We start from the raw sequence: 15574 nt of genomic DNA, 5'->3' as shown, positions 1-15574 counted from the left end.
CTCCGGCGGTGCTCCATATGCCTTGCCTTGAAAAAATCCTAAAATCTAAAAACCGACTTGAAAAATTATCTTGTATTTGCTACACTAATTAAGTTATTTTTCTCTATGAAAGATAATGCCGAGATGGTGGAATAGGTAGACACAAGGGACTTAAAATCCCTCGGCAAGTCAAACGGCCGTGCCGGTTCGATTCCGGTTCTCGGCAAAAAAGGCTTCTGCATTGCAGAAGCCTTTTTTGTTTTTAGACTACAAGTCTAGCAGTTGTGCGTATGCTTTTAGAGCGCCGTCAGTCTCTTTTGCAAGCACTTTTTTTGCAAGTTTTTTTCCGAGCTGTACGCCTTCCTGGTCAAAACTGTTTATATTCCATACAAATCCCTGGAACATTACTTTGTTTTCGTAGTGGGCGAGAAGCGCTCCAAGCGTTTTTGGGTTGAGCGCTGGGCCATAAATGAGGCTTGAAGGTCTTCCTCCTGCAAATGCCTTGTTTGGATCTGCGTCAGTTTTTCCGCAGGCAAATGCCATTATCTGTGCAGTTACGTTTGCATCTAGTTTTTGCTGGCTTGTTGAGCCTTCGATTGTCACGTCAACCTTTGTCTGGTTGTTTTTGAACGCAATAAACTGGAGAGGAACTATATTTGTTCCCTGGTGTAAAAGCTGGTAGAAAGAATGCTGTCCGTTTGTTCCTGGTTCACCAAAAATTACAGGACCGGTTACATAGTCAATTTTTTGACCAAAGCGATTTACAGATTTTCCGTTTGATTCCATATCGAGCTGCTGCAAGTGCGCAGGAAAACGGCTCAGGGCCTGGCTGTACGGAAGAACCGCTGTTGACGGATATTCCTGGACATTGCGCTCATAAATGCCAATCAAGGCGTCTAGCAAAGCAGGATTTTCCTGAATTTTTGGGTTTGTAGCAAGCTTGTCTTCTTCGGCGGCTCCTTCCAAAAAGTCTGCAAATACATTTGCTCCGAATGCAAGGGAAAGAACTGCTCCTCCGACAGCAGAAGTGGAAGAATAGCGTCCTCCGATATAGTCGTCCATGTAAAAGGCTTCGAGATAGTCCGGATTGTGGGCTAAAGGCGAAGTTTCGCTGGTGACTGCAATCATGTGCAGGGCTGGATTTAAGCCTGCTTTTTTGAGCGCGTCTTTTACAAAGGCTTCGTTTGTAAGTGTCTCGAGGGTTGTTCCAGATTTTGAAACGAGAATAAAAATTGAGCGCGAAATGTCTGTCGAATTTAAAACTGCCGAGGCATCGTCAGGATCAACATTTGAAATGAACTTTGCTTCCATTTTGAAAGAATTATTTGCTTTTGCCCAGTTCTCGAGAGCAAGATACATTGCTCTTGGACCTAAATCGCTGCCGCCGATGCCGATTTGAACGACTGTTGTAAAGTTTTCGCCTTTTTCGTTTGTGAGCTTTCCAGAATGAACTTTTTCTGCAAAATCTGCAATTTTTTTCTGTTCAGTTTTGTAAAATTCGCGTTTGTCTGTTCCGTCGGCAATAACCTTGTCTCCGAGCTGTCCGCGGGTAAGGTGATGCAGAACAAGACGTTTTTCTCCTGTGTTTACGACTTCGCCGTTGTAAAGCGCTTCAAATTTTTGAGTGAGCTGCGCTTCGTCTGAAAGTTCAGCGAGAACTTTTAAGATTTTTTCGTCAACCTGCTTTGCTGCGTAGTTGAAAGCAAGGCCTGCGCCCATTTTTACGGAAAAATCTTTAACGCGTTTTTGAGCTTCTGGCGAAGAAAGCTCCTTCTCAATGTTTACCGCGCCTTTTAAAGACTGAAGTTTTTTAAATGATTCGAGGGAAGAAAGGTTTTCCCAGTTTATGTTTTTTCCTGAAACCGACATAGTTTTTATTTTAGTTCTCCTATAAAAAGTCAAGATTAAAACTTCAGTTTTAGAATTGACTTTTTTAAGTTGTTTCGCAACGAAGTGAGAAACAATAGATGATAAGAAAGTTTGCAACGCAAACTTGCAATACCTGTTTTTATAAAACAGATTTAATTTATTATAGCACAAAAACTATTGGCAGGGAAAATGTTTTTGCTTACGGAAAAATTACCCCGGATATTAGGGGCGGCTGTGCCGTTGCCGCAAGGCAATGAGCGCCTAGCGAACCCCGGTTAGCCGGCCGTGACGGAAGAATGCGGTACGGTTTTTATTCAAAAAAATGTGGTATAATCTTGTTTATGAGCCAGACCGAAAGAATCCTTTTTATTGACCGAAAACTGCGTTCGTGCGGAAATTTTACAGTTAAGGATGTTGCCGATTATTTTGAAGTTAGCGAGCGGCAGGTTAAGCGTGATATTGAATATATGCGCGACCGTTTTGAAGCTCCGATCGAATGGAATTTTAAAGAAAAAAAATACATTTATGCCGGCAGCTTTGAAAGACTAAAATTTGCAGACCAGCATTTGATTTTGGCATATCTTTCGATGCAGTCAATGCTCAAAAATGCAAATTATTTTCCGGCTGTGAGCAGCGAGCTTTTGCAGAATTTGAAGAGCCAGATTCCAAAGGATTATCTGAAGGTTTGCGGGCGGATTTTGTACGAAATTCCGGCGGCGGAAAGTCTGGAGCCTGAAATTTTTACCGGAATTTGCGGCGCAATGCGGGATTTGCTCTGCCTTGAGCTTGTTTACACAAATACGAAAAATGAGCTTTCTGAGCGGATTTTTGAACCGTGCAACCTTATAAATTACGGTGGAAACTGGTATGTCGTCGGTTTTGACTATTTGAGAAATGAAATCCGCACTTTTAACGTTGCTAGAATAAAAAAACTTTCGTTGACAAAAAAGCCTTTCGAAGAGCACGGAAACGATTTTGAGCAAAAACTTAAAAATTATATCGAAAACGGTTTTGGAATTTTTCTTGGCGAGAAGACAGAAAATGTAAAAATCAGGTTTTATGGAAAAGCGGTTCAGATTGTAAAGACTCAAAAATGGCATCCGAAGCAGGTTATGACGGAAAATTTTGGCGGAGAAGGCGGAGAAAAAGATTTTTTAGAATTGAATTTTCCTGCCGCCGATATGACGGAAGTTTTGTCTAAAATCTTGAGTTTTGGGAAGAATGCGGTTCCGCTTGAACCTCAGAAGCTGGTTGATTTGTGGAAAGCGGAAATCAGAAAATTGCGCGAAATCGCCGGGGTTTGACGGAAAAATTCCTGTTTTAGCGGAAAAGTTCTTTTTTGTGTGAAAAACTGCAATTTGACCAGAAAAAAATTGCCGGCTGGCTTGGGCTGAAAGTTTTGTTTTATGCCGGGCAGCTTTCGTGGCTTTGGCTTGCAGTTTTTTGAATTTCCTGAGTTTTTGCCGGAGTGGAAATCATTTCGTGGAGGGTTCGCCAGCCGAGCTCTGCGCATTTTACGCGGCTTGGCATGTGCGAAATGTCTTCGAGAGAAGCCGCTTCGTCGAGCTGTTCAATCTGTTCTTCGGATGCCGTTCCGTGAATCATTCCTGTAAAAATATCGTAGAGTTTTTGCGCTTCTTCTGTGGTTTTTCCGATTACAAGGTCTAGCATCATGTCTACGCTTGCCTGGCTGATTGCGCAGCCCGAACCTGTGTATGAGCCGTCGGTGATTATTCCGTCTTTTGTTTTTAGATAGAGCACAATGTTGTCGCCGCAGCTTGGGTTTACACCGTGCAGTTCAAGGGTGGCTCCGTCCATCTGCGTTTTGTGGGCTGGATTTACGTTATGGTCGTTTAATATTTCTCTATAAAGTTCTTTTGTATTCATTTTTTACATTATAAAGAATTATGAATTATTGTACAAACGGCGAATCGACAGTTATTACGCAATTGATGTCGCTGTAACTGTCTTTTATAAGTTTTGAAACTTTTGATTTTAGAGCTTTGTCCGAAAGCGGGCAGTCGAACGGCTTTACAACGTCAAAAATAAGGTTTGTATGCTTAGAGCCCGGAACGAGCCTTACATCGTGAAATTTTAGGTCGTCGTCGATTTTTGGCAGTTCGTTGAGCATAAAGAGTTTTATCTGGTTCAGCCTTTCATTTTTTACATCGATTGGATCCATGTGGATTACGGCGACGCATTTGAATTTTTTTGAAAGTGCGATTTCTGTCTCGTCGATGACTTCGTGGAGCTCAAAAATATCCCTGTCGCCAGGAACTTCCGCATGAAGACTCAGAAGAAGACGTCCAGGCCCGTAGTCGTGGACAATCAGATCGTGCATTCCGCATATTGGCTTATGGCGCAAAACTTCGGCCTGAACCTGCATTACAAATTCTTTTGTCGGCGCTTTTCCCAAAAGAGGGGCAATCGTTTCTTTCGCGCTTTCCCAGCCTGTGCGTAAAATAAAAGCCGCAACTAAAATTCCTGCAAGGCCGTCGACAGGAAAACTTACAAATTTTCCGGCGATTGTCGCAATTATAACTGTAAAAGTTGAAATACAGTCGCTTAAGCTGTCTTTTGCCACTGCTTCGAGCGCAACCGAATTGATTTTTTTTGCGGTGATATGGTTGTAAAAATACATGTAGCATTTTACGGCGATTGCAGCGAGCATTACCGCAATTGAAAAAAATCCAGAAGAAAGTTCCGGCGGATTAAATAGAGAGAGAACTGAAGATTTTAAAAGCTCAACTCCCATGAGCAAAATCAAAAAACTGATTATAAGGCCGGAAATGTATTCAAGTCTTCCGTGTCCAAAAGGGTGAGACTGGTCTGGTTCCTTTGAGGAAAGTTTAAATCCAAAAAGTTGAATTATTGAGCTTGCGGCGTCTGACAGGTTGTTGAAGGCGTCTGCCGTGATTGCGACGCTTTTGGAAACTAAGCCCGCTATAAATTTTGACGCAAAAAGAAGAATATTAAAAAAAATTCCTGCGAATGCGCACAAAGTTCCATAGGCAAGCCGGACTTTTGAGTCGCAGTAATTTTTGTGATTTTTTATGAAAAGTTTTGCAAGCAGTGTAATCATACCAAAAATTATAGCGTTTTTGTTTTAGAGAGAGAAAGGTAATCTTTGTAAGCAAAAAACAACGTTTTTTAGATTTTTACAATCAGTCTTTGTATCCTGACCATTCCCGCAGTTTTGCAACTTTTGACAGGAAAAAGTCGATTTCTTCTTCTGTGTTGTAAAAGTACAAAGAAGCCCTTGCTGTTGCCGGAACTCCAAGATAAGCTCCCAGCGGCTGCGCGCAATGGTGCCCTGCCCGGATTGCAATTTTTTCGTCAGAAAGAAGGGTAGCAATGTCGTGAGGATGAACTCCATCCACCGTAAAAGTTACAATTCCGCAGCGTTTGTTTCCGTCTTTGTTTCCAACGATAGAAACGTGAGGAATTTTCTTTAGGCCTTCAATAAGTTTTACCGCAAGAATATTGTCATGCCTTGAAATATTTTCAATTCCGACAGACTGAATGTATTTTACTGCCGCTGCAAAACCTGCCGCATCGCCTGCGCTTACAGTTCCTGCCTCAAATTTGTGCGGAACTTCTGCCCAGGTCGCTTCTGTTTCCGTAACATATTCAATCATTTCTCCGCCACGCAAAAATGGAGGCATGCTTTCCAAAAGGTTGATTTTTCCGTAAAGCGCGCCGATTCCCATTGGACCGCAGAGCTTGTGCGAGCTCATCGCGAAAAAATCGGCATCGAGAGCCTGAACGTCAACTTTTATGTGAGGAGAAGACTGGGCTCCGTCAACAACGATTACAGCGCCGTTTTTGTGCGCAATTTCCGCGATTTTTTTAATTGGATTTGTAGTTCCCAAAACGTTAGAAACCTGAGTAATTGCGACAATTTTTGTTTTTGGAGTGATTTTTGCAAATTCGCTTTCTGGAATTTCGCCGCTTTCCTTGTCGACATACATAAATTTCAGAGCAGCGCCTTTTTGCGAACATACAAGCTGCCATGGCAAAATATTCGAGTGGTGCTCCATAATCGAAACGACGATTTCATCTCCAGCATGAACATTTTGCATTCCATAAGTGTAGGCAACCAAATTCAAGCTTTCAGACGAATTTCGTGTAAAAATAATTTCTCTTGCTTCTTTTGCGTTGATAAAATTTGCAACTGTTGAACGGGCATCCTCGTAAATTTTAGTAGCGCGTTCGCTCAAGTCGTAAATTCCACGCAGAGGATTGGCATTGTTTTGAGCGTAAAAAGAATTCATAGCCTCAAGAACGCAAAAAGGACGCTGCGCAGTTGCTGCCGTGTCAAAATAAATAAGCGAGCCGTTCAAAGCCGAGCTTTTTTCATCTATTGATTTAAATAACGGAAAATCTTTTCTAAAGTCATTCATAATTAAAGCCAATTATAGTAATTTTTCCATTTTTTGAAAACACTGCGAGTTTTCAAAGCACTGTACAAAATCGGGGGGGGGGTGTACAATTCTATAATATTTTTTTTGTATCAGTTCATTGAACTAAGGGAGATTATTATGAAAAAAAAGTTAATATTGCTATTAATTTGTATTTTACCATGTTTGTTTTTGTCATGCGCTACAGCAATAACTGTTGGTAAAACTATTCCTAAATATGAAATAACTTCATCTTATGAAAATCCAAAAATGGATTTTATAGGGTTTAAAATTGATAACAATATTTTATCAACATCTTCAAGTACAAAAGTTTCTCCAGGATTTTGGTCCCCTAATGTAGACACTGTTACATCAGAATTTGATCAGGCAAAAGCAATTGTAAATACTAAAAGTTTACGACAACTTGGATATAATCTTGAAACTTCAGGGATTGCAAATAATAAAGCTGATTCATATTTCGGTATTTATTCATTACAAGAAATGGAGTTATATAAAAGCGATAGTAGATATGCTACATTTGTTGAAGTTGTAGAAAATAAATTGGATTATAAAGATAATAAAGGAGCTGGTGTTATAATGGGAGCTCTTGGAGGCGGGTTTGTTGCTGGAGGATTGCCTATGCTTGTTTTAGGAGAGACTTATAAGAATGATAAATATGCACAAGATTTAGCTGAAAGTTATTCTGTAGCAGGAGGAATTTTTACCGCGGTAGGTATACCATTTATTATAGCTGCATTAATACCAACAAAAACAAAAATAAATTTTACAGGAATGTATAATATCTATCTCTATGATACACAAACAAAATCTCTTATAAGAAAAGAAGTGGTGAGTGTAAATTGTTCTGAAAATTTTAAAGGTTCGTATACGTATGATGATTCTAGCAAAGAAATAGTAAGAGATTACATTTCACAAAATATATATAATTCACTTTTACAAAAGTATGATGAACTAAATACTTGGTTGAAAAATAGATAGCCTAAATTTCGAGTTTTATAATTTAATGTCATTATTGGGCTTGACCCAATAATGACATTAAAAATTTCCAACAGATTCCTGTGTCGTAGCATGGGAATAATGACGCTTAAATTACTGTTCTTATCAAAACTCGACATTTTGGGCTAATAAAAATCTCCGTTCATTTGCTGGAATTTGTTCTGTGCTAATCTTTTCTTTATCTCAATGATATTGATTGCAACATCTCCGTGTTAATTACTGCTGATTAGGCTAATCAGTAATGTAATGATAAAGCTAATCATCTATGCGCTGATAAAACTGGTAAGCGGTGTGCTGATTAACATATCACTAATATACTGATTAGTTAGTCAGCGCTGTAATGATAAACTAATCAGTGTTGTGCTGATTAGCTTGTCATCTGTACAATGATAAATTTGAAAAATCCGGCAATAAAAACCAAAGAATTGTTGAATTTTAAAAGATTCAATTTCGAGTTTAAAATTTTATTTTCATTGTTATGAGCGTGATTCAAAAAAAAACTCCGAGCCAGTTTTAATGGCACGGAGTTTTTTTGTGTTTATTTTGTTCTTGCTGTCTTATGGCTGTCTTTTGTTGAAGAGTTGCCAGTTTTTAGAACAGCCCGAAATATTTTACATTTTAGCAAGATACGGCACTAGGACAAGGCTCATTGCTTCTTTTAAAACCTGTAAGGTCGCCTTTGCGAGCGTGAGACGCGCTTTTTTTGTGTTTTCATCTTCTGCCGAAAGAATCGGACAGTTCTGGTAGAATTTTGCAAAGAGCTTTGAAATATCGTAAAGATATGCCGCGACTACAGACGGATCCTTGTTTGCGGCTGCCTTTGCAATTACCTGGGGATATTCACCAAGGCGTTTTGAAAGATCCCATTCTTCCGTAGCCTTTAAGAATACCGCGGCGTCTTTTGCTTCGAGCGGAGCGATTCCGTCGTTTTCTGCTTTTCTTAAAATCGAGGCAATGCGCGCTCCCATGTACTGCAAATAAGGGCCTGTGTTTCCGTTAAAGCTCAAGCTTTCTTCAGGATTAAAAATCATGTCTTTTACAGGACTTACCTGAATCAAATAATAGTGAAGGGCGGCAAGCGCGACTTTTTCTGCCACGTCGTCCGCATCGCCGACATCATCTTCCCGGCCGCGCTCCTTAATTGCTTTGAGGGCATCTGCGTGCAGCGAGTCGATAAGGTCGTCTGCATCGACAACTGTTCCTTCGCGGCTCTTCATTCTTCCGTTTGGCAAATTTACAAGACCGTAGCTCAAGTGGTAGAGCTTGTCTGCCCATTCAAAGCCTAGCTTTTTAAGAATATAGAATAAAACCTTAAAGTGGAAAATCTGTTCAGAAGCAACAACGTAAATCAGCTGGTTGAACGGCCAGTCGCTGTGTCTGCTGATTGCAGTTCCAATATCCTGTGTTATGTAAACAGAAGTTCCGTCTTTTCTTAAGAGAACTTTTTCGTGGTCTTCTCCGTCTTTTCCTTTTCCGACAGCTTCGGTCACATCAACTCTTACAGAACCATCTTCCGCCTTAAAGAAAATGCCTTTTTCGAGGCCTTTTGCAATTTCGTCCTTGCCCTTAAGGTATGTTTCGCTTTCAAAATAGAATTTATCAAAGCTGACGCCTGTTCTTTTATAGGTTTCGTTTACTCCGTTAAAAGTCCAGTCGTTCATTGTCTTCCAGAGCGCGCGTATTTCTGGATCGCCGGCTTCCCATTTTACGAGCATTTCTTCTGCCTGCTGCTGTGCCTGTGGATGCGCTGTTTCCGGCTTGTCTTTTTCGCCTTTTAAGTATTTTTCAAATTCAACATAGCACTGGCCGACAAAATGGTCGCCCTTCATTCCAAGAGTTTCTGGAGTGTCGCCGTTTTTTTCGTGGAAAAGCTTGTATGCGAGCATTGACTTGCAGATGTGAATTCCGCGGTTATTTATAATATTTACCTTGTAAACTTCGGCGCCTGCTTTTTTTAAGATTCTGCTTACAGATTCGCCGAGAGCATCGTTTCTCATGTGTCCGAGATGCAAAGGTTTGTTAGTGTTTGGAGAAGAGAACTCCACCATTATTTTTTCGCCTTCCAGAAGCGGTTTTCCGTTTTCTCCAAGAGAGCCGTAAGAATCTTTTTCATCTTCAATTTTTGAAAGGATTGAAGCGATGGCTTTTTCTTTGTCGAGTTTTACATTTACGTAAGGACCGACATTTAAAACTGTTCCAAAAGAAGACGCTTTTTCGCCGATTTTCTGAACAACTTCCTGTGCGATTGCTGGAGGCGCCATGCGCAGTGATTTTGCAAAGACAAACATTGGAGAGCCTAAATCTCCCATTTTTGGATCCGGAGAATCCTGAACAACGACTGTTTCTTCGTTTACTGCCGGTGTTTCAGGCATTTTTTCCTTGATAATTTCATTTATTGCATCTGCAATTAAAGTTCTGAAAATTGATTTTGGATCAGACATTAAAATTTGCTCCTGTGCGGTTTTAGATGTTCCCTTATAAAATACTTTATGCTATAATATCAAAATATTGTGCCGTTTACAATCTGCATTTAGAAGTGAAAAATTTCTTTGCCGGTAAAAATGGCTTTTTTGAGTTTAATAAGAATTTTGGAGAAAAATAAATGGATGCAGTTGTAATTGAACACTATATTGACGATTTGATGTCTAAATCGACGGCAGAATTTCCTATCTGGAATATCGAAAAAGCCCGGGCCGGAAAAAAATCTGGCTGGGATTATATCGACGGCTGCATGATTATGGCTTTGCTTGAAATTTACAGCACAAGCGGTGACAAAAAGTATCTTGATTTTTGCGATTACTATGAAGATTACAGAATCCACGATGACGGAACAATTGACGGTTACGACAAAAACACCTGGAACTGCGATGAGCTCAACGGCGGAAAAAATCTCTTTGTTTTGTACCGCTACACAAATAAAGAAAAATACAAAAAGGCCTTGGATCGTCTTTACGAACAGGTAAAAGACCAGCCGCGCACTGCCGAAGGAAATTTCTGGCATAAGCAGATTTATCCGAATCAGGTTTGGCTTGACGGTCTTTACATGGCTCAGCCTTTTTACATGGAATACGAAAAGCTTTTCAATAATTCAAAAAACATAGAAGATACTTACAACCAGTTTTTCAATGTTTACAAAATTATGCGCGATCCAAAGACAGGACTTTACTATCACGGTTATGACAGTTCAAAAAAAATGTTCTGGGCTGACAAAAAAACCGGCTTGAGCAAAAATTTCTGGCTTCGTTCGCTCGGCTGGTTCAGCATGGCGCTTTTGGATACGCTTAATATTGCTCCTGACCGCGGAAGCGAAAACTGGAACAAATTAAAGGGCATTTTCATTGACTTGTGCGAAAGCATGCTTAAATTTCAGGACAAAAGCGGAATGTGGTGGCAGGTTCCAAATTATCCAGGAAAAGGAAAGAATTATCTGGAGACCTCTGGTTCTGCAATTTTTGCATATTCACTTTTAAAAGGCTACCGCACAAAAATTCTTGAAGACAAAAAATTTCAGGAAGCAGGAATCAGGGCTTTTGAAGGGATTTGCGACAAATATCTGAATACTGATTCTGGACGTTTGAGCCTTGGAGGAATCTGTCTTGTTGCAGGTTTAGGCCCGGAAAAAGATTTGCGCCGCGACGGAACATTTGATTATTATATGAGTGAACCGATTGTTCAGGACGATGCGAAAGGCGTAGGACCATTCCTTCTTGCTTACAACGAATACAAACAGATAAAAAAATAAAAATCGGGGTAAAATATGAAGTATCTGGTGATTTCGGATATTCACGGAAGCGCAGAGAGCCTGGAAAAAGCGCTTGATTGTTTTGGAAAACAGGCTGATTATCTTTTGCTTTGCGGAGATTATCTGAATCACGGGCCTCGCAATCCTTTGCCGGAAGGCTGGAATCCTAAAAAAGTTGCTTCGGTTTTGAACGAAAACAAGGGGCGGATTATCTGCGTTCGCGGAAACTGCGATGCAGAAGTTGACGAAATGGTGCTCGAATTTCCGTGTCTTGCCGCCTATACGACAGTTTTTGATTCAAACAGAAGAGTTTTTGTTCACCACGGACATCTTTACAATCGCGAAAAACTAGAGAACTGGCTTCCAAAAGGGACTTTGATTGTAAGCGGACATACCCATGTTACTGTTTTGGAAGAAAGCAGCGGCTTTTACTATTTTAATCCCGGTTCGATAAGCCTTCCAAAATGCGATGACGGAAAAACCTGCGGACTTATTGATATAAGTTCCGATGGCAAAATAAAAGCCGGACTTTATACAATCGAAGGAAAGTTTTTAAGAAGCCTTGATTTTTAACAGGAGCTTATCAGCCGGCGGGTCTTGTCAGCTGGCTTCCTTTTGAATTGTTTTTAAGCTTTCTGAATAACATTCACAAAAATCATTTGTCAGTTTTTGAGCTTCTCCTGTAGTTTTTTCGCGCAGGACATCTTCCAAGTTTTGACCGATTTGCGCAAGTTTCTCCATTGCGAGTTGTCTTGCCGCTCCTTTTACCCGATGGACGTACGAAGCCGCTTCTCCATTTTTTTTGGAGAGAACAAGTTCATTCAGTTTTTCTGGCGAAAACTCGACGCTCAAAAAGGCCTGGATTAAAATTGACAGAAGCTCGCTGTCATTTCCGACCATTTCTAAGGCAATCTTTTTATTAAAAATTTCGGACATATCTTTATTCCATTTTTATAGATTTTTAATTCAATTTTTTTTATGCAGATTTTCTTTAGAGTAGTCTGTTTATTTTATTTTTGCTATACTTTTTTATCATGAATAAAGATAAATTAAAAGTTTTGTCCCTTGCAGCCGTTTTTTCGTCTGCAATTTTTTCTGTTTTGTGTTTTTCAGTGTCTTTGGACGTTTCTTTGACGGCGTTTCCGCTTGCATTGATTTTTACAGGCGTTCTTTTTTGGGCTGGTTATAGCCAGCTTTTTGGAAAGAAAGATTTGCGTTTTATAAGCGTTTTCCGTACACTTTTGCAGTATGAGCCTTATGTCCTTTTAATTGCCTTTGTTTTGCGCCGGGCGGGAAATCACGGAACTTTTTATCTTATCGATTTAATTGAAGTTGTTTTCTGGTGTGTTGCAAGTGTTTTGTCTTTGTGGATTCTTTATTGTCTTAATCCAAAGAGAATTGCCAAAATTGACGAAAACTGGAAGAAATTTATAAACGAGAATTCGATTGGAACAAAAAAAGGAATCAAGAGAATTGCTTTTGAATGTTTGAGCTGGGTTGACGCTCTTGTGCAGGCCGTTTTTATGGTTTTGCTTTTGAACATTTTTATCGTCCAGCTTTATGAGATTCCTTCCGAGTCGATGGTTCCAGAATTTTTGATAAGGGATCGCGTTGTTGTTTTTAAGACTGCGAGCGGTCCCAAATTCCCGCTTTCGGAAGTTGGACTTCCTTATGTAAAAAAGTATAAGCGCGGCGACATTGTTGTTTTTAGAAATCCTCACTATTCAAACGACAGAAAAAGCGAGGTACGGACATTCTTGAGCCAGATTGTATACATGTGCACTTTGACGACGGTAAATCTGAACGTTGATGAAGGCGGCAATCCAAAAGCAGATCCTCTTGTAAAAAGAATTGCCGGTGTTCCTGGGGAGCAGCTTATGATGCAGGACGGAATTCTTTATTCGCGGACAAAGGCAAGCGACGAATGGAAGGTTGTTGAACAGGATGCAAAATATGCAGAATGGAATTTAAATACTGTAAAAAATTCAATCAAGCGCGGACTTACAAGAGAAAGTTATGTTGTAGGCCAGGAAGAATATGATTCTATGATTGAATGTGAAAAACAGCGCAATGCTTTTGACATAAAGCTCTTTGAAATAGAGGCAAAGTCGATTTCCAAGAGTTTTGAAAAAATCTTTGCAGCTTATTCTTCAGAAAAGCAGAATAACAGTCTGGATGTTCTTTTTACGGACAAATATCTTTTTGAAAATTCCCTTTTTGCGCAGCATTATTTTTATGCGCAGGCTCTTCTTTCAAATAAAGACGGGGCAAAAAGCTTTGAGCGCTTTATGACTGCCTGGACGGAAAATGCGGATTTTAATTTTAACGGAGATCTTTACTCAGAAGCAAATTTTAAGCTTAACCTTATGATAAAAAAAGTTGCTGGAAGACTGTTCTTGAGGGATGCTCAGCTTCTTGCTGCAGGTAAAAACATAGAGCAGGTTAAGTCTGATTCTCAAATTCAGGAACTATTGAAAACTGCGGCAATGCTAAACTCTTATGCATTTTTGATGGACAGACGCAATATGCCTGTTTTTCCGGCAAACGACAAAGACGGCAATCCTCAGTATATTCCGCAGAATTGCTATTTTATGATGGGCGACAACCGCTTTAATTCGCTTGATATGCGCCATTCTTATGACAACTGGCTTGCGCCTCTTACAAGTTTAGACCCGGTTTCTGTAACTTATTACTCGGATATTTCTCCGCAGTATGTAAACCGCTCTAAAATTCTCGGAACTACGAGCTACAGGTTCTGGCCATTGAATAGACGCGGAGTTCCCGGCCATACAGGAAAATAAAACGGCTTAGGGGGCAGTAAGGGCTCGCAAAGTGTTATGCACGTAACCCTGAATGACCCGGCCTGCCGTGCTTGCACGGCAGGAAAGCCCTAAATTTTTATAAAGTTTTTTTAGCGTCCGTGGCACTGTTTGTATTTTTTGCCGCTTCCGCAAGGACAAGGATCGTTTCTTCCGACTTTTGGAATTGTGCGGCGGACTGTAACACTCTGTCCTTGACGGCCGTTTACCATTACTCTGCTTGCAGCCTGTCTGCTCTGATGCGCATTTACACCGTCCGCTGCCTGGCCCATGCTCTGCGCTTGCTGATGCTGGGCGTTCATCTGAATGTTGCGCTGCGCCGGCTGTGGAGCTGGATTTATCTGAATGCGCACTTTGAATACTCTGCCTGCAATTGTAAGGCGGATGGTTTCGAGCATATCTTCGAATGCGTTAAAACCGTCTATTTTGTATTCTGTGAGCGGATTCTTTGATGAGTAAGAGCGAAGGTGAACTGCTTCTCTTAAGCCGTCCAAAAATTCGAGCTGGTCGAGCCATTTTTTGTCGATTAACTGCAAATACTGGTAGCGGATAAACATATTGAACTGTTCGTGTCCAACGAGAGATTCTTTTTCTGTCAGATCGTTCTGGAGAAGCGCCATAACTTTTTCTTTTGAAACATCTTCCGCCGGAAGCTGGACTCCGAAATTTTCGCGGATTTGTGTCAAAAGAGTGGTGAGTCCGTTTTTGCGGTTGTGTGAATATTCTTCAAACCACTGGTCAAGATAGTCCTGAGCCGTGAGCATTATGCGTTCTGAGAGTTTTTCGTCCGAAAGAATTCCATCGCGCTGTTCGTAGATATATTCACGCTGGTCGTTTAAAACATCGTCGTAGTCGATAAGGTTCTTACGGATTTCAAAGTTGCGCTCTTCTACTTTTTTCTGTGCGTTTTCGATTCCTTTTGTAAGCCATGGATGATAAATCGGTTCTCCTGGTTCCATTCCGATTCTTGTCATGATGTGCTTCATTCTCTCACCGCCAAACAGGCGCATAAGGTCGTCGTCCATCGAAATGAAGAATTTTGAGCGTCCAGGATCTCCCTGACGTCCAGAGCGTCCGCGCAGCTGGTTGTCGATACGGCGGGATTCGTGGCGCTCTGAGCCGATTACGTAAAGACCGCCGAGAGATTTTACTTCTTCGTAATCTTTTTGCCACTTTTCTTTTTCTGCGATAACTGCTTCTTTTAGCTGTTCTGGAGTTGCGTTTGTTCCAACTCGTTTTAGTGCGCGAGATTCGTAGCTTCCGCCGAGTTTAATATCAGTACCGCGTCCTGCCATGTTTGTTGCTACAGTAACAGCGCCCTTTGCGCCGGCTTCTGCAATGATGAGGGCTTCGCGCGCGTGGTTCTTTGCATTCAAAACTTCGTGCCTGATACCTGCGCGGGTAAGGAGGGCGGACAGATGTTCTGATTTTTCAACCGAAACCGTGCCGACAAGAATAGGCTGGCCTTTTTCGTGGGCGGTCTTGATTTCTTTAACGATTGCGTTCCACTTGTCTTCTTCGTTGAGATAAACTTCGTCCTGCTCGTCAATGCGGGCAACAGGAAGGTTTGTTGGAATTGCAACAACGTCGAGCTTGTAAATTTTTGAAAATTCAACAGCTTCTGTCTGAGCCGTGCCTGTCATACCAGACAATTTGTCGTACATGCGGAAAAAATTCTGGAATGTGACGGTTGCCATAGTGCGGTTGCGCTGGGCGATTTTTACGTGTTCTTTTGCCTCGATTGCCTG

The 15574-nt window shown here is 40.9% G+C and carries 12 protein-coding genes and 1 tRNA gene; 6 read left to right on the top strand and 7 right to left on the bottom strand.

Annotated elements, in window-relative coordinates:
* The first annotated feature begins 117 nt into the window (after positions 1 to 117).
* Positions 118 to 205 (top strand) — tRNA-Leu (locus tag B2X33_RS02270).
* Between the two features lie 41 nt (positions 206 to 246).
* Here B2X33_RS02270 and B2X33_RS02265 read toward each other — a convergent pair.
* Entirely contained in the window at positions 247 to 1848 is a 1602-nt protein-coding gene (locus B2X33_RS02265) for a glucose-6-phosphate isomerase (RefSeq protein ID WP_296667313.1), read from the bottom strand.
* Between the two features lie 296 nt (positions 1849 to 2144).
* On the opposite strand from B2X33_RS02265, the gene B2X33_RS02260 reads away from it, so the two are divergent.
* A complete protein-coding gene (locus tag B2X33_RS02260) occupies positions 2145 to 3152 on the top strand; it encodes a helix-turn-helix transcriptional regulator (RefSeq protein ID WP_296667310.1) in 1008 nt (335 codons plus the stop codon).
* Between the two features lie 100 nt (positions 3153 to 3252).
* Here the strand turns inward: B2X33_RS02260 and sufU are convergent, their stop codons facing one another.
* The 3 genes from sufU to B2X33_RS02245 form a co-directional block, all read right to left on the bottom strand.
* On the bottom strand, positions 3253 to 3735 hold the full coding sequence (gene sufU / locus B2X33_RS02255; RefSeq protein WP_273066729.1) for a Fe-S cluster assembly sulfur transfer protein SufU: 483 nt from the start codon (positions 3733 to 3735) through the stop codon (positions 3253 to 3255).
* 25 nt (positions 3736 to 3760) lie between these two features.
* On the bottom strand, positions 3761 to 4930 hold the full coding sequence (locus B2X33_RS02250) for a cation diffusion facilitator family transporter (RefSeq protein ID WP_296667307.1): 1170 nt from the start codon (positions 4928 to 4930) through the stop codon (positions 3761 to 3763).
* 82 nt (positions 4931 to 5012) lie between these two features.
* Complete coding sequence (locus B2X33_RS02245; RefSeq protein ID WP_296667306.1) at positions 5013 to 6251, bottom strand: aminotransferase class V-fold PLP-dependent enzyme; 1239 nt, start codon at positions 6249 to 6251, stop codon at positions 5013 to 5015.
* A 138-nt stretch (positions 6252 to 6389) separates the two neighbouring features.
* Between B2X33_RS02245 and B2X33_RS02240 the strand changes: the two genes are divergently transcribed.
* The gene (locus tag B2X33_RS02240) at positions 6390 to 7247 is read left to right on the top strand and encodes a hypothetical protein (RefSeq protein ID WP_296667303.1); all 858 of its coding nucleotides are present in this window, start codon (positions 6390 to 6392) and stop codon (positions 7245 to 7247) included.
* 629 nt (positions 7248 to 7876) lie between these two features.
* Here the strand turns inward: B2X33_RS02240 and argS are convergent.
* Positions 7877 to 9706, bottom strand: coding sequence for an arginine--tRNA ligase (gene argS, locus B2X33_RS02235; protein WP_296667302.1), 1830 nt, complete (start codon positions 9704 to 9706; stop codon positions 7877 to 7879).
* Positions 9707 to 9867: 161 nt separating this feature from the next.
* Between argS and B2X33_RS02230 the strand changes: the two genes are divergently transcribed.
* Positions 9868 to 11007, top strand: coding sequence for a glycoside hydrolase family 88/105 protein (locus tag B2X33_RS02230; protein ID WP_296667300.1), 1140 nt, complete (start codon positions 9868 to 9870; stop codon positions 11005 to 11007).
* A gap of 15 nt (positions 11008 to 11022) precedes the next feature.
* Entirely contained in the window at positions 11023 to 11580 is a 558-nt protein-coding gene (gene yfcE, locus B2X33_RS02225) for a phosphodiesterase (RefSeq protein WP_296667297.1), read from the top strand.
* Between the two features lie 27 nt (positions 11581 to 11607).
* On the opposite strand, the gene B2X33_RS02220 is transcribed toward yfcE, so the two are convergent.
* Positions 11608 to 11943, bottom strand: coding sequence for an Hpt domain-containing protein (locus B2X33_RS02220; protein WP_296019650.1), 336 nt, complete (start codon positions 11941 to 11943; stop codon positions 11608 to 11610).
* Between the two features lie 98 nt (positions 11944 to 12041).
* Between B2X33_RS02220 and lepB the strand changes: the two genes are divergently transcribed.
* Entirely contained in the window at positions 12042 to 13808 is a 1767-nt protein-coding gene (gene lepB / locus B2X33_RS02215; protein WP_296667294.1) for a signal peptidase I, read from the top strand.
* A gap of 110 nt (positions 13809 to 13918) precedes the next feature.
* On the opposite strand, the gene B2X33_RS02210 is transcribed toward lepB, so the two are convergent.
* Positions 13919 to 15574 (bottom strand): preprotein translocase subunit SecA (locus B2X33_RS02210; protein WP_296667291.1); only part of this gene is annotated, 1656 nt, incomplete at its 5' end.

It is taken from the genome of Treponema sp. UBA785 (genome assembly GCF_002297065.1).
GTDB lineage: Bacteria > Spirochaetota > Spirochaetia > Treponematales > Treponemataceae > Treponema_D.
The sequence above is the reverse complement of the archived record's forward strand: the minus strand, read 5'-3'. Positions and strand labels throughout refer to the sequence as shown.